The organism is Pseudonocardia sp. 2-7 (assembly GCF_056341085.1).
Genome location: NZ_CP094507.1, coordinates 2,521,449 through 2,547,544, shown reverse-complemented (window position 1 = coordinate 2,547,544; position 26,096 = coordinate 2,521,449). Strand labels below are relative to the sequence as shown.

Here is a 26,096-nt window from a genome sequence, read left to right as displayed (position 1 = left end):
TGTCCCCGGACGGCTACCCCGGGGCGGGGCGGCGAAACGACGGGCTCAGGCGGAGCCGCCGAGGTGCTCGGCGAAGTGGCGCTCCATCGCCCGGAACAGCCGGATCCGGTTCTCCGGGTTGACGAAGCCGTGCCCCTCGTCGGTGGCCAGCAGGTACTCCACCGGCACCCCGCGCTCGCGCAGCGAGGCCACGATGTTGTCCGACTCGGCCTGCACGACCCGGGCGTCGTTGGCACCCTGAGCGACCAGCAGCGGCGTGCGGATCCGGTCGACCATCGTGATCGGCGAGCGGGCCGCGAGGTCGGCCGCCTGCTCCGGCACGTCCGGGTCGCCCGCGTAGCGGTACCAGGCGTTGACCTGGTACGGCCGGACGAACTCGGGCAGGGTCCGCATGAAGTTGGCCAGGTCGGAGATGCCGACGTAGTCGACGGCGGCGGCGAAGCGGTCCGGGGTGACGGTCACGCCGACCAGCGCGGCGTACCCGCCGTAGGAGCCGCCGTAGATGCCGATCCGGTCCGGGTCGGCCCAGCCCTGCCCGACGGCCCAGTCGCAGGCGTCGATCAGGTCGTCGTGCATCGCGCCCGCGAGCTCGCCGATCGCGGCGGTGAGGTGGCGGCGGCCGTAGCCGGTGGAGCCCCGGAAGTTGACCTGCAGCACGGCGTACCCGCGGTTCGCCAGGAACTGGACCTCGGGGTCGTAGCCCCAGGTGTCGTGCGCCCACGGCCCGCCGTGCACGACCAGGACCAGGGGCAGGCGCTCGGTGTCCTGCCGGGTCGTGCCGACGGGCAGGGTCAGGAAGCCGTGCAGCGGGAGGCCGTCGCGGGCGGTGAACGACACCGCGTCCATCGGTGCGAGGTCGGCCGGGTCGAGGTGCGGTTGGCCGCGGAACAGCTCCCGGCTCTCCCCCGTGGCACGGTCGTAGAGCCGGTACACGCCCGGCTCGCGGTCGTGGGTCCAGCCGGCGATCCAGAGCCGCCCGGACTCGTCGGAGGAGACCGACTCCAGCACGCCGTCGGACAGCGCGGACAGGGCCTCGAACACCGGTGCGAACTCCGGGTCGAGGATCTCCAGGTGCGGCCGCTCCCCCACGTACCGGGCGGCGACGACCTCGCCGGTCGCGCGGTCGGTGAGCAGCGTCTGCGGCAGGCCGGGGCCGAGCATCCCCATCGTGTCCAGGCTCCTCCCCTCGACCGCGGACACCACGGTCTGCTCGCCGGTCGCCCGGTCGATCCGGACCAGCCGCAGGTCGTCGGAGTCCTGGTGGAGGCCCAGGAGCAGACCGGTGCCGTCGGGGGTGACCATCTGCGGGTACACGCCGACCGGGTGCTCCGGGCCGCCGACGGTGTGCAGCAGCCGTCGCCCGCCGTCGGGGTCGACCGCGGAGATCTCGTAGTCCCCGGCCGCGGTCATGACCGAGTGGAACGCCGGGCGCCCCTCGCGGTCGGTCAGCCAGGTCTCGCGCAGCCCGGGCTGGGCCAGCTCCAGCGTGGCCTCGCCGGTCGCGAGGTCGACCCGGAACATGTCGATCGACATCGGGTCGGGGTTCATCCAGACCAGCACGGTGCCGGGCCGCTCGTGGGACGGCTCGACCCCGAACACCCGCGAGCCCGGCGCCATCGGCGTGAGGTCGACGGCGGGCTCCCCGGGGGCGTCGAGGTCGACCCGGTACAGGTGCCAGTCCTCGTTGCCGTCGGTGTCCTGCTCGTAGAGCATCCAGCGCGGGTCGCCGGTCCAGTGGTAGCGGGAGATCCCGCGGCGGGTGTCGTGGGTGACCGCGACGGCGTCGGCGTGGGTCTCCTCGACGGCCCGGACCCAGAGGTTGCGCCGTCCGCGGTGCGACGCCAGGTAGGCGATGCGCGTCCCGTCCGGCGACAGCGAGGGCCCGGCGAACTCCGGGTCGGCGAAGAAGTCCTCGAGGGTGATGCGGGTGCGGGTCGTCGGTGCCTGGGTCATCGGTGCCTCCTCACGGAGCCGGGGACCGTCCCCGGTGCCTGGGGCCCATGGCACCGTCGGCCGTCGCGGCACACTCCAGTGATCGTGATCCGGGTCACCCACCGGCGCGTCACGCGGCGGTCTCCGGGCTCTCCGGCGCGAGCCGGCGGCCACGAGGGCGACGGGACGCAGCTCGCCGACCACACCGGGGGCTGCAGGCACCGGACCCGGTTCGACTCGACGGGCACCACCGTGCCAGGGCCGTGCGTGCCGCGTGCGTGCCCCGCGCCAGCGGCCGGGCGCAGTGTCGGGTCACGACCTCGACGACGGAAGAAGGCGATCGGTGTGGACGACGTGGTGATCGTGGGAGCGGGCCCGGTCGGTCTGCTGCTCGCCTGCGAGCTGGGTCTCGCGGGCTGCTCGGTGACGGTGCTCGAACGCGAGCCCGGCGGGGAGAACCCCTGGCGGACCGCGCCGCTCGGGATGCGCGGGCTGACCGCGGCCTCGGTGGAGGCCTTCCACCGACGGGGGCTGCTGCCCGCGCTGCGGGAGGCGGTCGGTCCGACCCCGGCCGGTTTCGGCCCGGAGCCCGCGGCCGGCGACCCCACCGATCCCGGGGCCGGGGCCGCGGACGGGGTGCTGCCGCCGCCGCGGGCCGGGCACTTCGCCGGGATCATGCTGGGCGGGGTCGAGCTCGACGAGACCACGCTCCCTCCCCGGCTGCCCACCCCGGCCACGGACCGGCTGATGATCCACCTCGCCGACGTCGAGGGGATGCTGGCCCGGCGCGCGGACGGGCTCGGGGTCCGGATCCTGCGTGACACCCCGGTCACCGGCCTCGACCAGGACGACGACGGGGTGGTCGTGCACAGCCGCACCGGCACGTTCCCCGCCCGCTGGGTGGTCGGCTGCGACGGCGGCCGCAGCGCCGTCCGGCGGCTCGCCGGGTTCGACTTCGTCGGCACCGAGCCGCAGTTCACCGGCTACGTGCTGCACGCCAGGGTCGACGACCTCGACAAGCTCGACCGCGGCTTCAACCTGACCCCGCAGGGCATGTACCTGCGGATGCCCACCGACGGCCACCTCGGGATCATGGACTTCGACGGTGGTGCCTTCGACCGCTCGCGGCCGCCGACGCCCGAGCACCTCCAGGAGGTCCTGCGCCGGGTGTCGGGCACCGACGTGACCCTGCTCGAGGTGTGGAACGCCTCCAGCTTCACCGACCGCGCCATGCAGGCGACGACCTACCGGCGGGGACGGGTGCTGCTCGCCGGCGACGCCGCGCACATCCACTCCCCACTGCGCGGGCAGGGCCTCAACTCCGGCGTGGCCGACGCGCTGAACCTCGGCTGGAAGCTGGCCGCCACGGCGCGGGGCACCGCCCCGGACGGCCTGCTCGACACCTACGACGACGAACGGCACCCGGTCGCGGCCGCCGTGCTCGACTGGTCCCGCGCCCAGGTGGCGCTCATGCGGCCCGGCCCGCAGGCCGCCGCCCTCCAGTCGGTGGTGCGCGACCTGCTCACCACCCGCGACGGCGCGGGCTACGTCTACCTGCGGACGTCCGGCGCGGGCCTGCGCCTCGACCTCGGCGACGCACACCCGATGGCCGGCCGGGTCGCGCCGGGGTTCCGCCTCGCCGACGGCACCCGGCTCGGCGAGCTCACTGCCACCGGCTCGGGTGTGCTGTTCACCCCGGGGGCCGACCCCGCGCCGGGCGCCGTGGCACACGGCTGGGCGGACCGGATACGCCGCGTCACCGGCCCGCTGCGCGACGACCTCGGCACCGGCACCGTGCCCCTGCGTCCCGACGGCGCCGTGGCCCGGGTCGGCGGGGACCGGTCCGATCCCGCGGCGCTGCGGCGGGCGGACCGCCGCTGGTTCGGGGGGCCGGCCGCCTGACCGGGTGCGTGCCCCGGCGGGCGGACCGCCGGGGCACGCCCGGCTCAGTTGCCGACGCCGTCGAGCAGCCAGTGGTAGCGCAGCCGCAGCGCGCGTTCGGTGCTGGCCAGGGCGGCCGCGACACCGAGCGCGATGTTGAGCCAGATCGGCAGGTGGACCGGCGACTCGAACACCCCGACCGCCGCCGCGACCGGCGGGATCCGGCTGAGCGGCTCCAGCAGCTGCAGCAGGTTCAGCCCGACGCCGACGACCAGCGCCACCACCGAGACGACGCCGAGCACGCGGCTGAGCGAGGGGTGCTCGCGCTCCAGGCGGGCCCGGCGGCCCTCCGCCGAGCGCGGGTCCGGGACGAGCTGCCGGACCGCACCGGCGGCGGTGACGTACCGGCAGCGCTTCACCCCGAACGCGCTCGTCGCGACCTCGATGGCGCCGCCCTCGACCGGGACGACGGCCGGTACCCGCGACGACGCGTGGTGCCGCCCGTCGCGATACACCTGCGCGACGACCTGCCCGGTCTCCCCGCTGCCCTGGTGGCGCACGTCGACGGAGTACCGCACCGGCCGCCCGTCGGCGCCGTTCAGGTCCAGGTGCAGCAGGGCACGCCCCAGGAACAGCTGCCACCAGCGGAAACGCTTCAGCGGACTGCCGTCGCCCGGTCTCACGCGTCGGACGGCGCGGTGTCGTCGCCACTCGGTCAGCATCCGGTCCCCCCGAACCCGTGCCCTGACCAACACACTGTATTGGTCCGTTCGACGACACGCTAACACGGTGTACTAGTACGCTGCCAGGGGTGGACGAGACGCAGCGTCGGAGGCTCGGCAGCCGGGACCGGGTGCTCCTGGCCGCGATGGAGCTGTTCGGCCAGGACCCGGGGACCCGGCTGAGCGTGCGCGCGGTCGCCGCGCGGGCCGGGGTCAGCACCGGCTCGCTGCGCCACCACTTCCCGACCCAGCGGGCACTGCAGGACGAGGTCCTGACCCGTGTCTACGACCTCGTCGCCCCCGACGACGCCATCCATGACACCGCGGTGCCGGCCCGGGACCGCCTCGCCGCCTGCCTGCGAGAGGTGCTGCACCGGACCGGGGTCGGGGAGCAGGCGCGCCGGGCGCTGCGGACCGCGGTCGACACCTTCGTCGTGCCCGAGCCGGCCGAGGAGCTCCGGACGGCCTACCTCGCCATCGAGCGCGAGGTGCGGCGCCGGGTCGAGTACTGGCTGACGACCCTGGTCGACGAGGGAGCGCTCGCCCCGGGCGACAACGCCCGGCGGGCCCGGTTCCTCATGACCGTGGTCGACGGGCTCGGCATGGAACGGGCGCTGCCCGCCGCGGACCCGATCCTGCGGACCGAGACCGAGACGCTGTACCTGGCCGTGGACGCCGTCCTGGGCGACCCGGGCGGCGGGACCCGGGGCGACGGCCGGTCCTGATCACACGCCCCGCCCCGGGCACGTGCGTCACGCCGGGACCCGCTCCAGGAAGCGCTGCAGGTGGCCGGCGACGACGTCGAGATGGCTCTCGAGCAGGAAGTGTCCGCCGTCCACCAGGTGCACCTCGACGTCCCGGGCGTCGCGGGCGAACGCCCGCGCCCCGTCCGGTCCGAAGATCTCGTCGTTGCGCCCCCACACCGCCAGCACCGGGACCCCGCTGCTGCGCAGGAACCCGTGCAGGCGCGGGTAGAGCGGGCGGTTGGTGCGGTAGTCGCGGAACAGTGCGAGCTGGACCGCGTCGTTGCCCTCCCGGGAGACGAGCGCGTGGTCGTGGTGCCAGGTGTCCGGGTCCACCGTTCCCGGGTCGGGCACGCCGTGCAGGTACTGCCACCGGATGGCGTCGAGGTCGAGGGCGGCGCGGACGGCGGGCTCGGTCCGCGGGCCGGGCGCGTCGCCGTAGGCCCAGACGTCGGTCCAGAACGACTCGACGAAGCCGTCCTCGTAGCCGTTGCCGTTCTGGGTGACGATCGCGGTGATCCGCTCCGGGTGGGCGAGCGCGAGCCGCCAGCCGATCGGTGCGCCGTAGTCCTGGACGTAGAGGGCGTAGCGGTCGACACCCAGCAGCTCGAGCAGCCCGTCGGTGATGCCGGCGAGCGCGTCGAAGGTGTAGTCGAACTCCGCCGCGGGCGGAGCCGCGGAGTACCCGAAGCCGAGGTGGTCCGGCGCGATCACGTGGTGGTCGCCGGCCAGCAGCGGGATCAGGTGCCGGAACATCGACGAGCTGGTCGGGTAGCCGTGCAGCAGGACGATCGTGGGTGCGTCGGCGGGGCCGGCCTCCCGGTAGAAGATCTCGTGTCCGTCGACGGTCGCGGTCCAGTGGTGGACGAGCGGCATGACTAACTCCTTCACGCGATTGATCTGGTTAGTCCTCCTCACGGAAGCACGCCCGCGTGTAACCTGTCAAAGGACTCGATGCGGTTAGGAGACGACGTGGACCTGCTGCTGGACCTGCTCAACAGCAGACCCCTGGTCGACGGTGTGGAGCGCGACGTCCTCCGCGACCCCGCCTCCGCGCGCCGCTGGGCGCGGGAGCACGGCGGCGACGGCGGGCGAGAGGAGCTGACGGTCCTGCGCGACGCGCGGGACGCCCTGACCCGGGTCGCCCGGGGCGGCCCCGACCCGGGCGTCGCGCTGGCCCCGCTCCTCGACGGCGTGCACCGGACGCCGGAGTTTACCGACGGGCGGCTGACCTGGCGGACCGTCTCCCCGCCGCACGCCCGGCTCGCCGTCGAGGCCGTCCTGGCCTGGGCCGCCGTCGAGGAGGAGCTGCCCGGACGGCTGCGCCCCTGCGCTAACGACGCGTGCCGGCTGTTCCTGCTCGACCGCAGCCGCGCGAACCGCGCCCGGTGGTGCTCGATGGCGGTCTGCGGGAACCGCGCCAAGGCTCGCCGGCACTACGAACGGACCCGCTGAGGCACCCTCAGCCGGACCCCTCCACCAGGGCGGTCACCCGGATCTCGACCCGCATGGTGGCGAGCCCGAGCACGGTGACGCCGGTCTGGGTCCAGACCGGGGCCCGCCCGCCGAGCCGGCTGCGGAACTCCCGGACCATGATCCGGTTGTGCTCGTCGCCGATGGCGTCGGACCCGGGCGCGACCTTGTGGTACGAGTTCACGTGCACGACGTCGGCCCAGGTCGCGCCGGCCTCGGCGAGCGTGCGCCCGACGTTGTCGAACGCCCGCACGATCTCCTGCTCCAGGTCCTCGGCGACGACCAGGTCGTCGTCCCAGCCACCCTGGCCCGAGGTCTCCACCCGGTTGCCGATCCGGACCGCCTGGCTGTATCCGAGCAGGTCGCGGGCGGTCACACCGTAGCCCGGCGTGACGTGGAAGGTGGCGGTCTCGCGCTCGATGACTTCATCCATGAATTCAATCTACAAGTCATGGCTTCACCTGTAAAGTACGCTCCGACACCCACGGACGGGAGCGACGGGCGATGACGGACCGGGCGACACCGGAGGCCGGCGGTGACGGGACGACGTGGCTCGACAGCGGGGAGAAGGCCGCGTGGACGGGCCTGGTCTCGCTGATCATGCTGCTGCCCGGCCGGCTGGAGGCACCGCTGCAGCAGGCGCACGGCCTGACGCTGTTCGAGTACCTGACGCTCAGCCACCTGTCCGAGGCTCCGGGGCGCAGCCTGCGGATGAGCGAGCTCGCCTTCCTGACGAACGGCTCGCTGTCCCGGCTGTCCAACGTGGTCAAACGACTGGAGGGCCGCGGCTGGATGCACCGCTCCCCCGACCCCGACGACGGCCGCTACACCCTCGCCGCCCTCACCGACGCCGGGTTCGACGTCGTGCACGCCGCGGCGCCGACCCATCTGCGCGCGGTGCGTGCCCTCGTCCTCGACCGGCTCGACGCGGCGGACCGGGCGGCGCTGGGGCGGATCGCCGTCGCGCTGGGGGTGCAGGACCTCCCGCCGTCCTGAGCCGGCGCGACGGGAGGGCACCGGTCGGGCGTTCCCCCGGCATCCGGGCCGGCACGTGGCGGCCCGCCGTCCCACCACGTTTCCGATCCGGATCCCGCGGAGCGGAAGAGGATGCGCCTCCGGTTCGTTGACGGAGAGGTCACCATGTCGATCCGTGAGGTGCTGTCATGCCGCTACCACTGCCGTTGTCGATCCTGGACCTGGCCACCGTCGCCCGGGGTGAGACCGTCGCCCAGGGCCTGGAGGCCAGCACCCTGCTGGCGCAACGCGCCGAGGAGTGGGGGTTCCGCCGGATCTGGTACGCCGAGCACCACAACATGGGCTCGATCGCGTCGGCGGCGACGAGCGTGCTCATCGCCCACGTCGCCGCGCACACCGAGCGCATCACGCTCGGCTCCGGCGGCGTGATGCTGCCGAACCACTCGCCGCTGCAGATCGCCGAGCAGTTCGGCACCCTCGCCGAACTCCACCCCGGCCGCATCGAGCTGGGGCTCGGCCGCGCGCCCGGCACCGACCAGGCGACCGTCGCGGCGCTGCGGCGGGACCCGCGCGCGTCGGAGACCTTCCCGCAGGACGTACAGGAGCTGCAGGCGTTCCTCGGGACCACCAGCCTGGTCCCGGGCGTCGAGGCCCACCCGGGCCGCGGCACCGGGGTTCCGCTGACGATCCTGGGGTCCTCGCTCTACGGCGCCCAGGTCGCAGCCGCGCTGGGGCTGCCCTACGGCTTCGCCTCGCACTTCGCGCCGGACGCCCTGGAGCAGGCCGTGGCGCTCTACCGCCGGGAGTTCCGGCCGTCGGAGCAGCTGTCCGCCCCGCACGTCCTGGCCGGGGTGAACGTCATCGCCGCCGACTCCGACGACGAGGCACAGCAGATCCAGCGTGAGGTGCAGCGGTCCCGGGTCCGGCTGTTCACCGGCCGTCGCGGGGCCTCGCTCACCGACGCCGAGGCCGACGCCGTCCTCGACAGCGCCTCGGGCGGGCAGATCCGGTCGATGACCCGCTACACCGCGGTCGGGACTCCGGAGACCGTCACCGCGTACCTGGAGGAGTTCGCCGCCCGCGCCGACGCCGACGAGCTGATCGTCACCGGCCCGGCGCCGCGCCGGGAGAGCTGGTGGCGCAGCTGGGAGCTGCTGGCGACGAAGGTCCAGAACGCGAGCTGACGACGCCGGCGGCGGCGCGGGTGCACGCACCGCCGGCGGGCCTCCATTCCGACGACGCGTCGCGATCGGTCACCGGCCGGCGGACCGGGTCACTCCCCGCCCCCGGTGGTGCGCAACCTCAGGTCGCCCGCCATGTCGATCCGCGCGAGCTCGGCACGGGAGGTGACGCCGAGCCAGGGGTGGACGCTGCCCGGGTGGTGTCCGACCGTGCGGTGGTTCATCAGCACCCGGGCCGCGATCTCCCGGTCGGTGAGCCCCTCGGCGGCCGGCTGGGCGACCCGGAGCTCCTGGGCGGCGAGTCCGGCCCCCGGCCCGTCCGACCCGGACGGGGGTTCCGGCGGCCCGGAGAACGACGCCACCCACCGCAGCATCGCGTTCACGACCGACACCCTGATGCACCTCGCTGCGATGATCCGGGGCGCGCTCGGGCTCCCGGCCCGGGGCGACCGGCGCACGGGCGGGGACGGCGGCACCCGGCCCGGGCACACCGACCCCGCCCACCGCTGACGCGGGCGACGGCCGACCCACGAGGAGACCCGATGAGCAGCACGACGACGAGCTGGCCGAGCCTGCGCGTGGCGGACTGGACCGCCACCCGCGAGACCCTGCACATGTGGACCCAGATCGTGGGCAAGATCCGCATGGCCCACGCCCCGCTGCTGAACCACTGGTGGCAGGTGACGCTGTACGTGGGCCCGCGCGGGCTGACGACGTCGGCGGTCCCGTTCGGCACCGGGGCCTTCGAGATCGAGCTGGACCTGCTGGGCCACCGGCTCGAGGTCCGCAGCAGCGACGGCGGCGCGCTCGGCTTCGGGCTGGCGCCGATGCCGGTCGCCGAGTTCTACGGCACGGTCCTGGACGTGCTCGGCAGGCTCGGCGTCTCCGCGCCGATCCGGCCGCACCCCAACGAGGTCGACCCGGCGATCCCCTTCGCCGAGGACCACACCCACGCCTCCTACGACGCCGAGGCGGCCACCCTGTTCTGGCGGCAGCTACTGCAGGCGAACCGGGTGATCGGTGAGTTCCGGTCGCACTTCGTCGGCAAGGTCAGCCCGGTGCACTTCTTCTGGGGCGGCATGGACCTGGCCTGCACCCGTTTCTCCGGGCGGACGGCGCCGCCGCACCCGGGCGGGGTGCCCAACTGCGGCGACTGGGTCATGGTCGAGGGCTACTCGCGGGAGCTGTCCAGCTGCGGGTTCTGGCCCGGTGGCGGCGAGGAGGGCGCCTTCTACTCCTACGCCTACCCCGCGCCCGACGGCTTCGCCGAGGCCCCGGTCGGCCCCGACGGTGCCTTCTACAGCGCGGACTTCCAGCAGTTCCTGCTGCCCTACGAGGTCGCCCGCGCCGCACCGGACCCGGACCGCGCGGTCGCCGAGTTCCTCCGCACGACCTACAAGGCCGCCGCGGACCTCGGGCGCTGGGACCGCTCCGCGCTGGAGGACGACCCGCTCCGCTGGGCGTGACCGGCGGAGTGCGGTCGTCCCGCGGCCCACCCGGCGCGGCCGCGGGTCGGCCGCGCCGGCGGGCGCCCCGCCCGCGCTCAGACCTGCTCGAACAGGGCGCCGTGGCGCGCGCGGAGCCGGTACTTCAGGACCTTGCCGCCCACGGTCTCGGGCAGGCCGTCCACGAACACGACCGCCTTCGGCGTCTCGTACCCGCCCAGCGTCGCCCGGCAGTGCGCGATGATCGACTCCACGTCGGCCTCCGCGCCCTCCCGCAGCACGACGACCGCTGTCACGGCCTCGCCCCAGTGGGGGTGCGGCAGCCCGATCACCGCCGCCTTCTCCACGGCCGGGTGCCCGTGCAGGACGGACTCCACCCGCAGGCTGGAGACGTTCTCCCCACCGGACTTCACGATGTCCTTGAAGCGGTCCACCATGATCCGCAAACCGTCCTCGTCGACGGCTGCGCTGTCCCCGGAGTGGAACCAGCCGCCGCGGAACGCCTCCCGTGTGGCCTCCTCGTTCAGGTAGTAGCCCGCGGTGACGACGGGACTGCGGTACACCGCCTCGCCCGGGACGTGCGGGGTGTCCCGGACCGACACCCCGGTCTCGTCGACGACGTCGGAGGCGAGGAGCGGGCTCGGGACGCCGACGTAGTTCACCGACGGAGCCGTCCGCGCGTAGACCTCGCTCCACGTGGCGGGCCAGAACCGGTGGCAGGCGATCGCCTCGGTCTGCCCGAAGATGCCCAGCACCACGAGGCCGGGGGCCCGGTCCTGCAGCCGCGCGTACACGGCCGGTTCGAGGGCACCCCAGCCGTACACCAGCACGGTCAGGCTGGACAGGTCCGCGCCGGTCCGCTCCGCCACGGCGTCGATCGCGGCGACGAACTGCGGGGAGCCCGCCCACAACGCGGTCGGGCGCTCGTCGGCGATCGTGGCCACGAGCTGGTCGGGCAGCGGGCGCCGGCCCAGCACCAGGGAGCCACCGGCCAGGAACGCCGAGAAGGTGAAGATCTGGTCGCCGACGTGGTAGATCACCGGGAGCGCGGTGGCGACCCTGAGGTCGGTCTCCACCCGCAGGCCGCGGGTGAGCGAGACCGTGAAGTTCAGCGCGGCGAGGTGGGTCGACCCGTGCGAGATCATCACGCCCTTGGGCATCGCCGTGGTGCCCGAGGTGTAGAGGATCTCCCAGATGTCGTCCGCGTGGATCTCGACGTCGGGCTCGGTCGTCGGCAGACCCTCGAGGAGGCCCCCGAAGCTCGGGCTCCCCGCGACGGGCCCGCCGCCGATCGTGATCGTGGCACCGACACGCAGCCCGGTGGCGGTGAAGACCTGCTCGGCCCGCGGCCACAGCTCCGCATCGACGATCGCCAGGCCCGGCTCGGCCTGTCCGATCAGGTGCTCGAGCACGTCCGGGGCGAGGGCCGGGTTCACCGGCACGGCGACCATGCCCGCCTTCGCGACACCGACCTTGGCCAGGTAGGCCTCGACGGAGTTCTCGCAGAACAGCAGCACCCGCGCACCCGGCTCCAGCCCCCGGGCCGCGAGGGCGTGGGCGACCTGGCCGGTGATCCCGTCGGCCTCGCGGTAGGTGACGGAGGCGAACCGCTCCTCGCCGTAGGCACCGGGCCGGCCGGTGATCGCGGTCTTCTCGGGGTAGCTCCAGGTCAGGCGCTCGAACACGTCCCCGACCGAGGTCCGCTCCCACCGGTTCACCGCACGTCGTCCGCGCAGACGCGTGACATCGATCGTCCCGAGCTGTCCCTGCAGGTCCACACCAGCCTCCTTGCCGAGCTCACCTGAGGCGGACAGCATCGCGGCATCACCTCCCCGACCACAAGCCCGTAGTCACTCGTCGTTCACAACTTCCGCAGGCACCGGCGCGACGCCGCGGCCGGGCCTCCCGCGCGGGTCCGGACGCGCCCGCGCCGGGCCCGGCCGGTGGTGGCGACAGGACTTGCCACGGGCATGGTTAGTGAACGACGATGCACTCGTTGCGGGTGACGACGCCCCTCCGGATGCGCAGAGGAGTCGATGTGGACGTTCGGGAGAGCTCCGGGCACTGGGACCCCCGGGAACACGGCCCGGGCCCGGCCCGCTCGGACCAGGGGGGACACCCGTGACGACCGTCCTGCGCTCCGCGCTCGACACCTCGGACGAGGTCTACCTCGCCAACCGCGCGCACGCGGAGACGGTCCTGGCCGAGCTCGACGAGCAGGTCCGGACCGCCATCGCCGGGGGCGGCGAGCGCTACCAGCAGCGCCACCGCGACCGCGGTCGGCTGCTCGTCCGGGAGCGCATCGAGCTGCTCCTCGACCGCGACGCCGCGTTCCTCGAGCTGTCCTCGCTGGCGGCCTGGGGCACCCCGTTCACCGTGGGCGCCTCCATCGTGACCGGGATCGGCGTCGTCTCCGGCGTCGAGTGCATGATCATCGCCCACGACCCCACCGTCCGCGGTGGCGCGATGAACCCGTACTCGCTGCGGAAAACACTGCGCGCCCTGGAGATCGCGCGCGTCAACCGGCTTCCCACGATCAACCTCGTCGAGTCCGGCGGGGCGGACCTGCCCACCCAGTCCGAGCTGTTCGTGCCCGCGGGCAGGATCTTCCACGACCTGACCGAGCTGTCGTCGATGGCGATCCCGACCATCGCGCTCGTCTTCGGCAACTCCACCGCGGGCGGCGCCTACGTGCCCGGCATGTGCGACCACGCCGTGATGGTCGACCGGCAGGCCAAGGTGTTCCTCGGCGGCCCGCCGCTGGTGAGGATGGCCACCGGGGAGGAGTCCGACGACGAGGAGCTCGGCGGCGCCGCGATGCACGCCAGGGTCTCCGGCCTGTGCGACCACTTCGCCGTCGACGAGCGCGACGCCATCCGGATCGGGCGCCGGATCGTCTCCGAGCTCAACTGGCGCAAGCTCGGCCCCGGCCCCACGCTGCCCGCCGACGAGCCGGTCCACGACCCCGACGAGCTGCTGGGCATCGCGCCGTCGGACATCAAGGTGCCCTTCGACCCGCGCGAGGTCGTCGCCCGCGTCGTCGACGGCTCCCGGTTCGGCGAGTACAAGCCGCTGTGGGGCACCAGCGTCGTCACCGGCTGGGCCTCGATCCACGGCTACCCCGTGGGCATCCTCGCCAACGCCCGCGGCGTGCTGTTCAGCGAGGAGGCCAAGAAGGCCTCGGAGTTCATCCAGCTGGCGAACCAGACGGACACGCCCCTGATCTTCCTGCAGAACACCACCGGCTACATGGTGGGGAAGAGCTACGAGCAGGGCGGGATCATCAAGGACGGCTCCAAGATGATCAATTCGGTGGCGAACAGCAAGGTCCCGCACATCACGCTGAACCTGGCCGCCTCCTTCGGCGCCGGGAACTACGGCATGTCCGGACGCGCCTACGACCCGCGGCTGATGTTCGCCTGGCCGGGCTCCCGGCTCGCCGTCATGGGCGCCGCCCAGCTCGCCGGCGTGATGTCGATCGTCGCCAGGCAGTCCGCCGCGTCGTCGGGCCGGGAGTTCGACGCCGAGGCCGACGAGCGCAACCGCGCCGCCGTCGAGGCCCAGATCGAGCAGGAGTCGCACGCCTTCTTCGTCACGGCCCGGCTCTACGACGACGGCCTGATCGACCCGCGCGACACCCGCACCGTGCTCGGCATCGCCCTGTCGACCGCGCACTCGAACATCGTCGCCGGCCGGCGTGGCTACGGCGTCTTCCGGATGTGAGTGAGGCATGACCGTCCACAAGCTGCTCGTGGCCAACCGCGGCGAGATCGCCGAGCGGGTCGTCCGCTCGGCCCGCGCGCTGGACATCGCCACCGTCGCCGTCCACTCCGACCCGGACACCGACGCCCTGTTCGTCGAGGCCGCCGACGAGGCGGTGCGGCTCCCCGGCGCCGCCCCGTCGGAGACCTACCTGCGCGCCGATCTGATCATCGAGGCCGCGCTGCTCACCGGCGCCGACGCGATCCACCCCGGCTACGGCTTCCTGTCCGAGAACGCGGACTTCGCCCGCGCCTGCGCGGCCGCCGGCATCACCTTCGTGGGCCCGCCGGTCGAGGCCATCGAGGCCATGGGCTCGAAGATCGCGGCGAAGGAGCTGATGGAGAAGGCGGGCGTGCCCGTCCTGCCCGGCGCCACGATCGACGACGCCGAACAGGTCGACGCCGCCGCCGTCTCCGCCCTCGCCGACGGCATCGGCTACCCGCTGCTGGTGAAGGCCGCCTTCGGCGGTGGCGGGCGCGGCATGCGCATCGTCCGCTCCGCGTCCGAGGTGGTCGACGCCGTGACCGGGGCCCGGCGCGAGGCCGCGTCGGCCTTCGGCGACGGCACCGTGTTCCTCGAACGGTTCGTCGAGGACCCGCGCCACGTCGAGGTGCAGATCTTCGGCGACACCCACGGCACCGTGGTGCACCTGTTCGAGCGGGAGTGCTCGATCCAGCGCCGCTACCAGAAGATCGTGGAGGAGGCCCCCTCCCCCGCCGTCGACGACGCGCTGCGCACCCGTCTCGGGGACGCGGCCGTCGCCGCGGGCGCAGCGATCGGCTACACCGGCGCCGGGACCGTCGAGTTCGTCATGGCGCAGGACGGCGAGTTCTTCTTCCTCGAGGTCAACACCCGTCTGCAGGTCGAGCACCCGGTCACCGAGGAGATCACCGGCCTCGACCTGGTGGCACTGCAGATCGCGGTCGCCGAGGGCGAGCCGCTGCCCGCGGAGGTCACCGGGGCCACGATCACCGGCCACGCGATCGAGGCCCGGCTCTACGCCGAGGACCCGGGCCGGGACTACCTGCCCGGCTCGGGGACCCTCCACCGGTTCTCGGTGCCCGCCCTGCCCGGTGTGCGCGTCGACACCGGTGTGCGGGACGGTTCGGTGGTCGGGACGCACTACGACCCGATGCTGGCGAAGGTGATCGCGCACGGCCGCACCCGCACCGAGGCCGCCCGGAAGCTCGCCCGGGCGCTGTCCGAGGCCGAGATCCACGGCCCGGTCACCAACCGGGACCTGCTCGTCGCCGTACTGCGCGAGCCGGAGTTCCTGGCCGGGCGGACCGACACCGGCTACCTCACCCGCCACGAGCCCACCGCACTCGTCGGCCCTCCGGCGGAGTCCACCCTCGCCGTGCACGCCCTCGCCGCCGCCCTGGCCGACCAGGCGGGCCGCCGGGCGGGCGCCGCGGTCCAGCAGCCGGTGCCGTCGGGCTGGCGGAACGTCCGCAGCGCCGCCCAGCACGCGGAGTACCGGGCCGGCGACACCGACCTCGACGTGACCTACCGGCTCGGCCGCGGCACGCTCGAGGCCGGCGTGAACGGGACCGCGCTCCCGGGCGCGGCCGTGCTCGCCGCCACCGCGGACCGGGTCGACCTGCAGGTCGGCGGTGTGCGGCGCGCCGTGCGGGTGCACCGCGTCGGCGACACCGTCCACGTCGACAGCGCGCTCGGCGCCACCACGCTGACCGAGCGGGCCCGGCTGCCCGAGCCCGGCACCGACGCCGCCCCCGGCTCGCTGCTCGCCCCCATGCCCGGCACCGTCGTCCGGGTCGCGACCGGGGTCGGGCAGCAGGTCGAGCGGGGTGCGGTCGTCGTGGTGTTCGAGGCCATGAAGATGGAGCACCTGGTGCGCGCCCCCGTCGCCGGCACCGTCGCCGAGCTGGGCGTGCAGGTCGGGGACACCGTGGAGTCCGGCGAGGTCCTCGCCGTCATCGAGGAGGCGCAGGCCTGACATGAGCGACGTGACCTACGAGGTGACCGACGGCGTCGCCTGGCTGACGATCGACCGCCCCGAGGCCCGCAACGCCCTCAGCAGGGCCGTCCGCGAGGGTCTGTTCGACGGCGTCCACCGGTTCAACGCCGACGACACGGCGAAGGTCCTGGTGCTGACCGGCTCCGGGGAGAAGGCGTTCTGCGCGGGCGGCGACCTCAAGGAGATGAACGACGTCGCGCTCCGGGTCCCGCCCCCGGACTTCCTGCCCCAGCTCGGCCGCAACATCGACGTCCCCAAGCCGACGATCGCCGCGGTCAACGGGATCGCCTACGGCGGCGGGTTCCTCCTGGCCCAGCAGTGCGACCTGGTGGTGGCCGCCGAGCACGCCCGCTTCGCGGTGTCGGAGGTCAGGATCGGCCGCGGTTCCCCGTGGGCCGCGCCGCTGTCCTGGCTGGTCCCGCCGCGGGTGGCGATGAAGATCCTGCTCACCGGCGACCCGATCGGCGCGGCGGAGGCGCAGGGCCACGGGCTGGTCAACGACGTGGTGCCCGCCGCCGAGCTGCGCGGGCACACCCAGCGGCTCGCCGAGCGGATCGCCGCCAACGCCCCGCTGTCGGTGCTCGCGGCCAAGCGGACCGCGTACCTGTCGGCGAGCCACACCCGCGCCGAGGCCTACGAGCGTGCGGAGGAGATCTGGGAGCCGGTCTACCTGTCGCAGGACGCCCAGGAGGGCCCGCTCTCGTTTCGGGAGAAGCGTGCCCCCGTCTGGCAGGGGGTCTGACCATGGTGTCCATGGAGACGGTCCTCGACGACCTGGAGGCCGAGGGCGCGGTCGTCCGCGCGATGATCGCCGACCTCGACGACGCCGCCATCGGCGGCCCCACCCCGGCCGAGGGCTGGACCGTCCGCGACCAGCTCACCCACCTCGCCTGGTTCGACGAGGCGGCCACCCTCGCCGCGACGGACCCGGCGACCTTCCGCACGCAGGCGGACGGGCTGCAGGAGCTGGGGCCCGGCTTCCCCGACCGGATCGCCGCGGACCACGCCGGTCTGGGGGCCGAGGAGGTCCGGGCCTGGTTCGCCGGGGCCCGCGACGCACTCGTCAGCACCTTCCGCAGCATCGGGCCGAAGACCCGGCTGCCCTGGTACGGGCCGGACATGAGCGCCCTGTCCTCGGTCACCGCCCGGCTGATGGAGACCTGGGCGCACGGCCAGGACGTCGCCGACGCGCTCGGGGTGCTCCGGGAGCCGACGGACCGGCTGCGCCACGTCGCCCACCTGGGGGTGCAGACCTTCGGTTTCACCTTCCGCAACAACGGCCGGGAGGTCCCGCAGGCGCCCGTGCGGGTGGAGCTGGTCGCCCCCTCCGGCGCGCTGTGGACCTGGGGCCCGGAGGACGCCGCGGACCGGGTCACCGGCTCCGCCCTGGGTTTCTGCCTGGTCGCGACCCAGCGCAGGCATCCCGACGACACCGACGTGGCCACGACCGGGCCGGTCGCCGCCGACTGGGTCTCGATCGCCCAGGCCTTCGCCAACCCGCCCGGCCCCGGCCGCGCCCCCGGCGCCGTCGCCGCGGCGTTCCCCGCCCCGACCCGTCCCCCCGCAGGAGGGCCCGCATGACCCGCGCACCGGTGCGCATCGGCAACTGCTCCGGCTTCTACGGCGACCGCATCACCGCCGCGCGGGAGATGGTCGAGGGCGGGCCGATCGACGTCCTGACCGGCGACTACCTCGCCGAGCTGACCATGCTGATCCTCTACAAGGCGCGGCGGAAGGACCCGGCCGGCGGCTACGCGACGACGTTCCTCACGCAGGTCGAGCACGTGCTGGGCACCTGCCTGGACCGCGGCATCAGGATCGTGTCGAACGCGGGCGGGCTCAACCCCGCCGGGCTGGCGTCCGACCTCACCGCTCTGGCGCAGCGGCTCGGCCTCGCCCCGCGGATCGCCTACGTGCACGGCGACGACCTGGTCGACCGGCTCGACGACATCCAGGCCGACGGGCACACCCTGGCCCACCTCGACACCGGCGTCACGCTCGCCGACGCGGGGGTGACCCCGGTGTCCGCCAACGCCTACCTGGGCGCATGGGGCATCACCGAGGCCCTGCGCGCCGATGCGGACGTCGTCGTCACCGGGCGGGTCACCGACGCCTCCGTCGTCGTCGGCCCCGCCGCGTGGTGGCACGGCTGGGGGCGCACCGACTTCGACGCGATCGCCGGCGCCATGGCCGCCGGGCACGTCATCGAGTGCGGCCCGCAGGCCACCGGCGGGAACTACTCCTTCTTCGAGGAGATCACCGACCGCCGCTACCCCGGCTTCCCGATCGCCGAGGTCGCCGACGACGGCTCCAGCGTGATCACCAAGCACCCCGGCACCGGCGGGCTCGTCTCGCCGGGCACGGTCACCGCACAGCTGCTCTACGAGATCGCCGAGCCCGCCTATCCCGGACCGGACGCCGTGGCGCACTTCGACTCGCTGCGGCTGACGCCGGACGGCGAGCACCGGGTGCGCATCTCCGGTACCCGCGGCAGCGCGCCGACCGACCGGCTCAAGGTCGCGCTGAACTACGAGGGCGGCTACCGCAACACCATGACCCTGGTGCTCACCGGCACGAGGATCGAGGAGAAGGCGGCCTGGGCCTCGGAGCAGCTCACCGAGCTGCTCGGCGGCGCGGACCGGTTCGGTGAGCTCGACATCCAGCTGCTGCGCTTCGACCACCCCGACGCGCCCACGAACCCGCAGGCGACCGCCCACCTGCGGGTCACCGTCAAGGACCCCGACCGGCGCAAGGTCGGCCGTGCCTTCTCCGACACGACCATGGAGCTCGCCCTCGGCGGCTACCCCGGCTTCCACACCACCACCCCGCCCTCGGCCGAGAGCGCCTTCGGCGTGTACTGGCCCACCCTGGTGCCCGCCTCCGAGGTGGAGCACCTGGTCACGCTGCCCGACGGCACCACGACACCGGTGCCGCACAGCCCGGCCACCGCCGGGATCCCCGTCCCGGCCGAGCCGGTCGTGCCGGCACCCGTGGCGGGGCCCACCCGGCGGCTGCCACTGGGCGAGATCGCGGCGGCCCGCTCCGGGGACAAGGGCGGCAACGCGAACATCGGGCTCTGGACCCGCACCGACGACGAGTACGCGTGGCTGCGCGGCCACCTCACCGTCGAGCGCGTCCGCGAGCTGCTGCCGGAGGCCGCCGGGCTGGAGATCCGCCGCTTCGACCTGCCGAACCTGCGCGCGCTGAACATCGTCGTGGTCGGGATCCTGGGGGCGGGCGTCGCCTCCGCCACCCGCCCCGACCCGCAGGCCAAGGGGCTGGGCGAGTACCTGCGCAGCCGCCTCGTCGACATCCCCGTCGCCCTGCTGCCCGGCTGACCGGGGCGGCGGCCCCGCGCCGGGTCAGGGGAACATCGCGCGCAGCTCGGGCCGGTTCAGCTTGCCGCTGCCCGTGCGGGGCAGCGCGTCGACGATCTCGATCCGCTTGGGTCCGTGCATCTCCCGCAGGTCCGGGTCGGCGGCGCACCAGGCGGCGATCCGCTCCACGGTGACACCCGGCTTGTTGGGGACGACCACCGCAGTCACCTGCTCGACCCAGCGCTCGTGGGCGGTGCCGATCACCGCGACCTCGGCCAGGTCGGGGTGGTCGGCGAGGTGCTCCTCCACCATCTGCGGGAACACGTTCTCCCCACCCGAGACGATCATGTCGTCGATCCGGTCGACGTAGTACAGGTAGCCGTCCGCGTCCTGCGACATCAGGTCACCGGTGCGGAACCAGCCGTCCGCCGACCACTTCTCCGGGACGTCGATGTTCCAGTACCCCGGGGTGACCGCGTCCCCCTGGACCCAGAGCTCGCCGACGCCCTCGTCCCCCGGGCGCAGGTCCGGGCCGCCGTCGACGGGTACGAGCCGCGTGCGCACGATCTGCTCCAGCGGGGTGCCCATCGAGTCCGGACGCCGCACGTCGTCCGGGCCGTAGGTGACCACCAGGCCGTTCTGCTCGGTCTGGCCGTAGATCTCCACGCCCGCGATCCCGGTCCCCGCCTCGAGCCGCTCGATCGCGGCCGTGGGGGTGCGGGAACCGCCGAACATGCAGATCCGGAAGGAGTCGAGCACCACCGGCGACCCCACCGTCCGGTTGCCGACGTCGATCATCATCGTGGAGATCAGGCCACCGAAGGTCGGCCGCAGCTCCTGGGCCAGCTCCAGCCACCGCACGACGTCCCAGCGCGGTATGAACGTGATCTGCCCGCCGAGCAGCAGCAACGGCAGGCTCGCCAGCTGCAGGCCGCCGACGTGGAACAGCGGCATGCAGTTCAGCACGTGGTCGGCGGCGGTGAGCCGGTAGCGGCCGATGGCGCCCTCCGCCTCGGCGACGAGGTTGCGGTGGGTCTGCCGCACGCCCTTCGGCACCCCGGTCGAGCCCGAGGTGTACATGATGCAGGCGTCCTCGCCGTCGAGCCGGGGCAGCACGTCGGTCGCGGGCTCGTGGGCCGCCAGGGCCGCGGCGAACCCGTCGGTCGTCAGCAGCTCCGGGCACTCGTCGCCCAGCAGCGCGGCGGCCCGGTCCCGGTCCGCGGCGGGCAGCACGAGCACCCGCAGCCCCGAGTCGCGCACGACGTGGCGGAGCGCCGCGTCGGGGAACATCCGGTTGAGCGGCACGCCGACCGCACCGGCCTGCCACGTACCGAGCAGCCCGACCAGGTACTCGGGGCAGTTCGGCAGGAGGAACCCGACCCGCTCCCCCGGCTCGACCCCGGTGTTCCTGAGGTACGCGGCGAAGCGGGCGCCGCGTTCGGCGTACCCGGCGTAGTCGACCTCGTCGTCGTCCAGCCGGAGCGCGACGTCCGCCGGGTGGTCGGCCGCACTGCGGCGCAGGAGCGTGGCGATGTTCATCGGCGGGTCCTCCTCGGCCACGACCGCGCTCCGCGCACCCACGCCGTCGTGAGGTGATCAGCTGTTCACTAGCGGAACCTACCGGGAACGACGCGGCACGTCACGCGCCCCGACGGGCTGCCCGGCGGTCCGTCACGGCGCGCCGCACGCCCCCGGGCGCGTCTGCGCGCGAGGTCGCCGGACCGCTGCGGGTGTGGGGGACGCCGCTCCCCGGAACCCGGAGCCGCCCGCGGACGACTGTCGGGGTGTGTGTCCCCCACCGGTCTCCCCGGCCCGCTCGTCGGTCGTCGCGCTCGTCGCCGCGGCCCTGCTGTTCGTCGCCGGGTGCACCGGCACGCCACCCGGCCCCGGTCCGGCGGAACCCGGCGCCGGGTTCCCGCTGACGCTGGAGCACGCCTTCGGGGAGACGACGATCCCGGCCCGCCCGCAGCGGATCGTCGCGCTGGGGGCGGCCGACGTCGCTCTCGCGCGGGAGCTCGGGGCGGACGTCGTCGGCGGCCTGCGCAACGCCGGGGAGTCGCAGCCGCAGGCGCCCTACCTCGCGCCGTTCCCGGACGGGGTGCTGACGATCGACGAGCTGGAGCCGCTGCCGCTGGAGCGGATCGCGGCGTACCGCCCGGACGTCGTCCTGGCCGTGTCGTCCTACCTCGTGACCGACCGCGACGCCTACGAGCGCCTGAGCGCGATCGCCCCGACCGTCGTCCACCGCGGCACGCTGTTCGGCGCCACGATGCAGGACGACGCCCGGCGGATCGGGGCGGCCCTCGGCGTCCCGGACCGGGCCGAGGAGCTCATCGCCCGGGCCGACCGCGCCGTCGCCGCGCTGCGGGCGGAGCTGCCACGTCTCGCCGGTCGGTCGGTGCTGGTCGGGCAGGCGCGGGGGGACGTCATCCCGGTCATCGTCGACCCGGCGAACCAGTCGACGGCGCTGACCCGCGCGCTCGGGCTGCGTCTGCCGCCGACCTTCGCCACCGACCCGCCCGCCGGTGACGGGGTCGCCCCCGGCACGGTCGCGCTGTCCTACGAGGAGGCGGGGCGCCTGGCCGAGGCCGATCTGGTCGTCATGAGCTTCCCGACCGCGGCCGACCGACGGCGCTTCGAGGGCGACCCGGTGGTCGCGCGGGCGCTGTCGCGCACGACGTACGTCCCGATCGGCCTCGACGAGGCGATCGCCCTGCAGGCACCGAACGTGGTGTCCACCGGCTGGCTGCTCGACCGGCTCCGCCCCGCGCTGGACCGGGTGGCGGCCGCGCCCGCTACCCGCCGCTGAGGAACTCGACCGTCGCCCGGTTCACCTCGTCCGGCCGTTCGAGGTAGCCGTAGTGCCCGGCGTCGGCGATCTCGACGTAGCGGGCGCCGGGTACGGCGTCGGCGACCTCGCGGCTCAGGTGCGGCGGGATGGCGGCGTCGTCGGCGAAGGCGAGCACCAGCAGCGGCACGGCGAGCGCACGGTAGGCCTCGGTGCGGTCGCGCAGCGCCATCGACACCTGCAGCTGGGCCCGGTGCCCCTTCGACACACCGGCCCCGGCGAACGCCAGGATGTCCAGCCAGTCCTGCGCCTCCCGGTCGGCGCGCAGGGTCGCCGGCGACAGGTACTGCAGCGCGGACACCGCGGCGTGGTAGTCCTCGGGCAGCTCGACCCCGGCGTCGGCCAGCGCGATCTCACCGGCGGTGACCGCCCGCTGCACCGGGCCGAGCCGGGCGTGCGCGGCCATCGCCACGACCCGGGTCACCAGGTCCGGCCGGGCCAGTCCCGCCTCGATCACGACGCGTGACCCGAGCGAGGTGCCGACGAGCGCGGCCGGGCCCGCATCGAGGTGGGCGACGAGGGCGAGCACGTCGGCGGCCATGTCGTCGACGGTGAACCCGTGCGCGCACTCGTCGGTCGGCGGGATGCCCCGGTTGTCGAGGGTCAGGACCCGGTGGCCCGCGTCGCGCAGGGCGGGGACCTGGTGGGTCTGCCAGACCCGGCCCGGGCTGCCGGTGCCCATCACGAGGACGACGGGCGGGCCGTCACCGCCGTGGTCGGTCCAGGACAGCCGGATGCCGTTGAGGTGGGTGACCGTCATCGGGCAACCTTCCCCTCGGCGGCGAGCAGCACACCCAGCGCCCGCTTGTCGATCTTGCCGACGGCGGTGAGCGGCAGGTCGTCGCGGACGACCACCCGGTCCGGCGACATGAACCGGGCCAGCCCGCGCTCGGTGAGGAAGGCACGCAGGTGACGTCGCTTCGGCGGCGTCGCGCCGGGCGCCGGGACGATCACGGCGCACACCGCCTCGCCCAGGTCGTCGTCCGGGATCCCGACGACGGCCGCGCCGGCGATGTCCGGGTGGGCGAGCAGGTGCTCCTCCAGCTCGGTGGCGGCCACGTTCTCACCACCGCGGTTCACGACGTCCTTGATCCGGCCCTCGACGACGAGGTGCCCGGTCGGGAGGCGGCGCACCAGGTCACCGGTGCGGTAGTACCCGTCCGGGGTGAACGACGTGGCGTCGTGCTCCCGGGCCCGGTAGTAGCCGCGCAGCGTGTACGGCCCGCGGGTCCACAGCTCGCCCGCCGTCCCCTCCGCGACGTCGGCGCCCTCGCGGTCGACGACCCGGACCTCGTCGGCCGGGCTGAGCGGGCGCCCCTGGCTGACCGCGACGAGGTCGTCGGGGTCGTCGAGCCGGGTGTAGTTCAGCAGTCCCTCGGCCATCCCGAAGACCTGTTGCACGGTGGCGCCGAGCTCGGGGCGGACGCGGCGGGCGAGCGTCGCATCGCACTTGGCTCCGCCGACCTGGACCAGGCGCAGCGTCGACAGGTCCCAGGACCCGCGGCCGTCGCCGGCGAGGTCGGCCCAGAGCCGCAGCAGCGGCGGCACCATCGCGGTGACCGTGACGCCCTCGGCCGCGACCAGCCCGAGGGTGACCTCGGGGCTCGGGGCCGGCGCGAGCACGACCGTGGCCCCCACCCCGAGCGCTCCCAGCAGCCCCGGGCAGGCCAGCGGGAAGTTGTGCGCCAGCGGCAGGCAGGCGAGGTAGACGTCGTCGGCGGTCAGTGCACAGACCTCGGCGCTGGCCCGGGCGTTGTAGGCGTAGTCGCGGTGCGTGCGCGGGATGAGCTTCGGCTTGCCGGTGGTGCCCCCGGAGACGAGCAGGACCGCGACCTGTCCGGGGTCGGGCCGCGGCAGCGGGTCGGCGGTGCCGGCCGGCAGGTCCGCGAGCGCGGTCGTCCCCGCGACGGGGTCGCCGTCGACGAGCAGGTGCCGCAGCGTGGGCACCGCCGTCGCCACCTGCAGCGCGAGCTCGCGGTGGTCGAAGCCCTCGGCCACGTCGGGTCCGACGTAGGCGACGGCCCCGGACAGCGCGGCGAGGTGCTCGATCTCGGCCTGCCGGTGCGCGGGCAGGGTCAGCACCGGCACCGCACCGGCCCGCAGCAGCCCGAACAGGGTCACCGGGAACTCGGCGACGTTGGGCAGGTGCACCACGACGCGGTCGCCCTCGGCGATACCGAGCGCCCGCAGCGAGCGGGCGCGGGCGTCGGCGGCCCGGTCCAGCTCGGCGTAGGTCCGCCGGCTGGGCCCCGCGACGACGGCGACGGCGTCGCCGTAGCGGCCGGCCCACTCCCCCAGCAGGTCACCGAGGGTGTCCTCGCCCCAGTAGCCTTCGCGTCGGTAGCGTTCCACGGCCCCGGCGGGCCAGGCGAGCGCCCCGTCGATCAGCACGGTCACGGCGTCTCCTCCCCGACCAGGAACCGGCTGACGCTGCGCAGCTTCTCCCGGGTCTCCTCCAGCTCCCGTTCCGGTGTGGACGCACCGACGATGCCGGCCCCGGCCCGCAGCCAGGTCCGGCCCTGCGCGCGGTAGATGGCGCGCAGCACGAGCGCGGCGTCGAGCGCCCCGGTGTGGTCGACGGTCAGCACCGCGCCGCTGTAGAGCCCGCGCGCGCCCTCGTGACGGCTGATCGCCGCGCACGCCGGGGCCTTCGGCAGCCCGGAGGCGGTGACCGCGGGGAACAGCCGTCCCAGCGCGTCCCAGGCGGTGGCGCCGGGCCGCAGCCTGCCGCGGACGCGGGACGCGAGGTGCTGGACGCTGCCGCGCTCGACCACCCGCATGAACTCCTCCACGACGACGGCGTCCGGGTCGCTCACCTGCGACACCTCGTCCTGGGCGACCTGGACCGAGACGGCGTGCTCGTAGATCTCCTTGGGATCGCGCCGCAGCTCGTCGGACAGCTCGGCGTCGCGTCCCGGCTCCCCGGAGCGGGCCCGGGTGCCGGCCAGCGGCTGGGTCGAGAAGGTGCCGTCGGCGGCGACCTCGACGACGGTCTCCGGGCTGAACCCGGCCGCCTCCAGCCCGCCGAGCCGCAGCAGGAACGAGCGGGCCGGGGTGTTGTGCGCCCGGCCGTGCCGGTAGGTGGCCGGCAGGTCGACCGGCTCGGTGACCGGGACGGTGCGGGACAGGATGACCTTGCGGAACCGGTCCTCGGCGATCTCGGCGACGGCCGCGGCGACGGAGCCGCGATAGGCCTCGGCGCGGGCGGACTCGTCGACGGTCACCGGCGGACCGCCGCGCGGCGCACCGGGCCCGGCACCGAGGATCGCGTCGCGCCAGGACCGTGCGACGGCGTCGTCGGCGGTGTCGACGTCCGCGCCACCGGGGTGCAGGTGCGCGCGGTGGCGCGGAAGCAGCAGGTGCAGCAGGGTGCCCGTGCCCGCGGGCAGCTCCCCGCCGTGCAGGAGGTGGGCCAGCTCGAACGACGCCCAGCCGAAGGCCTGCCACCCGGTGCCGCCGACCGCGGCGAGGGCGGCGGCGACCTGGGCGAGCGGGTCCGTGCCGAGCGGTTCGTGCCGGGTGCCCGCCGGCGAGGAGACCGTGAGGCCGTCCGGGTCCAGCACGAGCTCGGCGGCGGTGCCCGCGGCCAGGAAGACGTCGTCGCCGCGCTCGTAGAGCACGTAGGGGTCCCCGTCGGGTACCGCGCGGGCGATCGCGGTGGCGCCGGCGATCCGGTCGGCGGCGGACCGGGTCCGCTCGGTGGGGGCCGGGTCGGTGCGCGGCGGGCCGGCCGCCTCGGTGGTCGTGGACATGGTCGGATCTCCTTCGGACCGGCGCTCGCGCCACCGGGGGTGGGGTCGTGGGGGTGCCGGGACGTGGTGGGTGGCGTCGTCGCCGGG

The 26,096-nt window shown here is 74.5% G+C and carries 22 protein-coding genes; 12 read left to right on the top strand and 10 right to left on the bottom strand.

Annotated elements, in window-relative coordinates; translation table 11 throughout:
* Positions 1-45: 45 nt before the first annotated feature.
* Positions 46-1,953, bottom strand: coding sequence for a S9 family peptidase (locus MTO91_RS12445; RefSeq protein WP_476654576.1), 1,908 nt, complete (start codon positions 1,951-1,953; stop codon positions 46-48).
* 324 nt (positions 1,954-2,277) lie between these two features.
* On the opposite strand from MTO91_RS12445, the gene MTO91_RS12440 reads away from it, so the two are divergent.
* Entirely contained in the window at positions 2,278-3,834 is a 1,557-nt protein-coding gene (locus MTO91_RS12440) for an FAD-dependent oxidoreductase (RefSeq protein ID WP_476654575.1), read from the top strand.
* A 44-nt stretch (positions 3,835-3,878) separates the two neighbouring features.
* On the opposite strand, the gene MTO91_RS12435 is transcribed toward MTO91_RS12440, so the two are convergent.
* Positions 3,879-4,496, bottom strand: a complete 618-nt coding sequence (locus MTO91_RS12435) for a hypothetical protein (protein WP_476654574.1) — start codon at positions 4,494-4,496, stop codon at positions 3,879-3,881.
* A gap of 128 nt (positions 4,497-4,624) precedes the next feature.
* On the opposite strand from MTO91_RS12435, the gene MTO91_RS12430 reads away from it, so the two are divergent.
* Positions 4,625-5,260: a TetR/AcrR family transcriptional regulator gene (locus MTO91_RS12430; RefSeq protein ID WP_405417393.1), complete on the top strand. Its 636-nt coding sequence runs from the start codon at positions 4,625-4,627 to the stop codon at positions 5,258-5,260.
* A 27-nt stretch (positions 5,261-5,287) separates the two neighbouring features.
* On the opposite strand, the gene MTO91_RS12425 is transcribed toward MTO91_RS12430, so the two are convergent.
* A complete protein-coding gene (locus MTO91_RS12425) occupies positions 5,288-6,154 on the bottom strand; it encodes an alpha/beta fold hydrolase (protein ID WP_476654573.1) in 867 nt (288 codons plus the stop codon).
* A 96-nt stretch (positions 6,155-6,250) separates the two neighbouring features.
* Here MTO91_RS12425 and MTO91_RS12420 point away from each other — a divergent pair, with 96 nt between their 5' ends.
* Positions 6,251-6,733 carry a CGNR zinc finger domain-containing protein gene (locus MTO91_RS12420; RefSeq protein WP_405417397.1) on the top strand — a complete coding sequence of 161 codons (483 nt, stop codon included), beginning with the start codon at positions 6,251-6,253 and terminating at the stop codon, positions 6,731-6,733.
* Between the two features lie 7 nt (positions 6,734-6,740).
* On the opposite strand, the gene MTO91_RS12415 is transcribed toward MTO91_RS12420, so the two are convergent.
* The gene (locus tag MTO91_RS12415) at positions 6,741-7,184 is read right to left on the bottom strand and encodes a Rid family hydrolase (RefSeq protein WP_208818580.1); all 444 of its coding nucleotides are present in this window, start codon (positions 7,182-7,184) and stop codon (positions 6,741-6,743) included.
* A 71-nt stretch (positions 7,185-7,255) separates the two neighbouring features.
* On the opposite strand from MTO91_RS12415, the gene MTO91_RS12410 reads away from it, so the two are divergent.
* Positions 7,256-7,747: a MarR family winged helix-turn-helix transcriptional regulator gene (locus MTO91_RS12410; RefSeq protein WP_405417401.1), complete on the top strand. Its 492-nt coding sequence runs from the start codon at positions 7,256-7,258 to the stop codon at positions 7,745-7,747.
* Between the two features lie 167 nt (positions 7,748-7,914).
* Positions 7,915-8,910, top strand: coding sequence for an LLM class flavin-dependent oxidoreductase (locus MTO91_RS12405; protein ID WP_178374929.1), 996 nt, complete (start codon positions 7,915-7,917; stop codon positions 8,908-8,910).
* Between the two features lie 89 nt (positions 8,911-8,999).
* On the opposite strand, the gene MTO91_RS12400 is transcribed toward MTO91_RS12405, so the two are convergent.
* A complete protein-coding gene (locus tag MTO91_RS12400; RefSeq protein WP_476654867.1) occupies positions 9,000-9,281 on the bottom strand; it encodes a helix-turn-helix domain-containing protein in 282 nt (93 codons plus the stop codon).
* Between the two features lie 168 nt (positions 9,282-9,449).
* Here MTO91_RS12400 and MTO91_RS12395 point away from each other — a divergent pair, with 168 nt between their 5' ends.
* Positions 9,450-10,373, top strand: coding sequence for a DUF5996 family protein (locus tag MTO91_RS12395; protein ID WP_476654572.1), 924 nt, complete (start codon positions 9,450-9,452; stop codon positions 10,371-10,373).
* 77 nt (positions 10,374-10,450) lie between these two features.
* On the opposite strand, the gene MTO91_RS12390 is transcribed toward MTO91_RS12395, so the two are convergent.
* On the bottom strand, positions 10,451-12,169 hold the full coding sequence (locus MTO91_RS12390; RefSeq protein WP_476654571.1) for an AMP-binding protein: 1,719 nt from the start codon (positions 12,167-12,169) through the stop codon (positions 10,451-10,453).
* A 304-nt stretch (positions 12,170-12,473) separates the two neighbouring features.
* On the opposite strand from MTO91_RS12390, the gene MTO91_RS12385 reads away from it, so the two are divergent.
* From MTO91_RS12385 to MTO91_RS12365, 5 genes are read left to right on the top strand one after another with little or no spacing between them, the layout of a single operon-like run.
* Positions 12,474-14,075, top strand: coding sequence for an acyl-CoA carboxylase subunit beta (locus tag MTO91_RS12385; RefSeq protein ID WP_476654570.1), 1,602 nt, complete (start codon positions 12,474-12,476; stop codon positions 14,073-14,075).
* Between the two features lie 7 nt (positions 14,076-14,082).
* A complete protein-coding gene (locus MTO91_RS12380) occupies positions 14,083-16,071 on the top strand; it encodes an acetyl/propionyl/methylcrotonyl-CoA carboxylase subunit alpha (protein ID WP_476654569.1) in 1,989 nt (662 codons plus the stop codon).
* Position 16,072: 1 nt separating this feature from the next.
* Positions 16,073-16,834: an enoyl-CoA hydratase/isomerase family protein gene (locus tag MTO91_RS12375; RefSeq protein WP_251787094.1), complete on the top strand. Its 762-nt coding sequence runs from the start codon at positions 16,073-16,075 to the stop codon at positions 16,832-16,834.
* A gap of 11 nt (positions 16,835-16,845) precedes the next feature.
* Entirely contained in the window at positions 16,846-17,673 is an 828-nt protein-coding gene (locus MTO91_RS12370) for a TIGR03084 family metal-binding protein (RefSeq protein WP_476654568.1), read from the top strand.
* A complete protein-coding gene (locus MTO91_RS12365; protein ID WP_476654567.1) occupies positions 17,670-19,430 on the top strand; it encodes an acyclic terpene utilization AtuA family protein in 1,761 nt (586 codons plus the stop codon). Before MTO91_RS12370 ends, MTO91_RS12365 begins: the two co-directional genes overlap by 4 nt.
* A 24-nt stretch (positions 19,431-19,454) precedes the next feature.
* Here the strand turns inward: MTO91_RS12365 and MTO91_RS12360 are convergent, their stop codons facing one another.
* Complete coding sequence (locus MTO91_RS12360) at positions 19,455-20,969, bottom strand: class I adenylate-forming enzyme family protein (protein WP_476654566.1); 1,515 nt, start codon at positions 20,967-20,969, stop codon at positions 19,455-19,457.
* A 226-nt stretch (positions 20,970-21,195) separates the two neighbouring features.
* Here MTO91_RS12360 and MTO91_RS12355 point away from each other — a divergent pair, with 226 nt between their 5' ends.
* Positions 21,196-22,218, top strand: a complete 1,023-nt coding sequence (locus MTO91_RS12355) for an ABC transporter substrate-binding protein (protein ID WP_476654565.1) — start codon at positions 21,196-21,198, stop codon at positions 22,216-22,218.
* Here the strand turns inward: MTO91_RS12355 and MTO91_RS12350 are convergent.
* The 3 genes from MTO91_RS12350 to MTO91_RS12340 are packed head-to-tail and all read right to left on the bottom strand — an operon-like array spanning position 22,205 to position 26,009.
* On the bottom strand, positions 22,205-23,017 hold the full coding sequence (locus MTO91_RS12350) for an alpha/beta fold hydrolase (protein WP_476654564.1): 813 nt from the start codon (positions 23,015-23,017) through the stop codon (positions 22,205-22,207). The genes MTO91_RS12355 and MTO91_RS12350 overlap by 14 nt on opposite strands.
* Positions 23,014-24,654, bottom strand: coding sequence for a (2,3-dihydroxybenzoyl)adenylate synthase (locus MTO91_RS12345; protein WP_476654563.1), 1,641 nt, complete (start codon positions 24,652-24,654; stop codon positions 23,014-23,016). The genes MTO91_RS12350 and MTO91_RS12345 overlap by 4 nt, the downstream gene beginning before the upstream one ends.
* The gene (locus MTO91_RS12340) at positions 24,651-26,009 is read right to left on the bottom strand and encodes a salicylate synthase (RefSeq protein ID WP_476654562.1); all 1,359 of its coding nucleotides are present in this window, start codon (positions 26,007-26,009) and stop codon (positions 24,651-24,653) included. Before MTO91_RS12340 ends, MTO91_RS12345 begins: the two co-directional genes overlap by 4 nt.
* Positions 26,010-26,096 lie beyond the last annotated feature (87 nt).

What these genes read in the sequence shown, in the direction of transcription:
- MTO91_RS12400 (WP_476654867.1), bottom strand. Translation starts at nt 9,281, where the DNA reads ATGCTGCGGTGGGTGGCGTCGTTCTCCGGGCCGCCGGAACCCCCGTCC.
- MTO91_RS12370 (WP_476654568.1), top strand. Translation starts at nt 16,846, where the DNA reads ATGGAGACGGTCCTCGACGACCTGGAGGCCGAGGGCGCGGTCGTCCGC.
- MTO91_RS12390 (WP_476654571.1), bottom strand. Translation starts at nt 12,169, where the DNA reads ATGCTGTCCGCCTCAGGTGAGCTCGGCAAGGAGGCTGGTGTGGACCTG.
- MTO91_RS12415 (WP_208818580.1), bottom strand. Translation starts at nt 7,184, where the DNA reads ATGGATGAAGTCATCGAGCGCGAGACCGCCACCTTCCACGTCACGCCG.
- MTO91_RS12380 (WP_476654569.1), top strand. Translation starts at nt 14,083, where the DNA reads ATGACCGTCCACAAGCTGCTCGTGGCCAACCGCGGCGAGATCGCCGAG.
- MTO91_RS12410 (WP_405417401.1), top strand. Translation starts at nt 7,256, where the DNA reads ATGACGGACCGGGCGACACCGGAGGCCGGCGGTGACGGGACGACGTGG.
- MTO91_RS12375 (WP_251787094.1), top strand. Translation starts at nt 16,073, where the DNA reads ATGAGCGACGTGACCTACGAGGTGACCGACGGCGTCGCCTGGCTGACG.
- MTO91_RS12405 (WP_178374929.1), top strand. Translation starts at nt 7,915, where the DNA reads ATGCCGCTACCACTGCCGTTGTCGATCCTGGACCTGGCCACCGTCGCC.
- MTO91_RS12340 (WP_476654562.1), bottom strand. Translation starts at nt 26,009, where the DNA reads ATGTCCACGACCACCGAGGCGGCCGGCCCGCCGCGCACCGACCCGGCC.
- MTO91_RS12445 (WP_476654576.1), bottom strand. Translation starts at nt 1,953, where the DNA reads ATGACCCAGGCACCGACGACCCGCACCCGCATCACCCTCGAGGACTTC.
- MTO91_RS12425 (WP_476654573.1), bottom strand. Translation starts at nt 6,154, where the DNA reads ATGCCGCTCGTCCACCACTGGACCGCGACCGTCGACGGACACGAGATC.
- MTO91_RS12350 (WP_476654564.1), bottom strand. Translation starts at nt 23,017, where the DNA reads ATGACGGTCACCCACCTCAACGGCATCCGGCTGTCCTGGACCGACCAC.
- MTO91_RS12395 (WP_476654572.1), top strand. Translation starts at nt 9,450, where the DNA reads ATGAGCAGCACGACGACGAGCTGGCCGAGCCTGCGCGTGGCGGACTGG.
- MTO91_RS12365 (WP_476654567.1), top strand. Translation starts at nt 17,670, where the DNA reads ATGACCCGCGCACCGGTGCGCATCGGCAACTGCTCCGGCTTCTACGGC.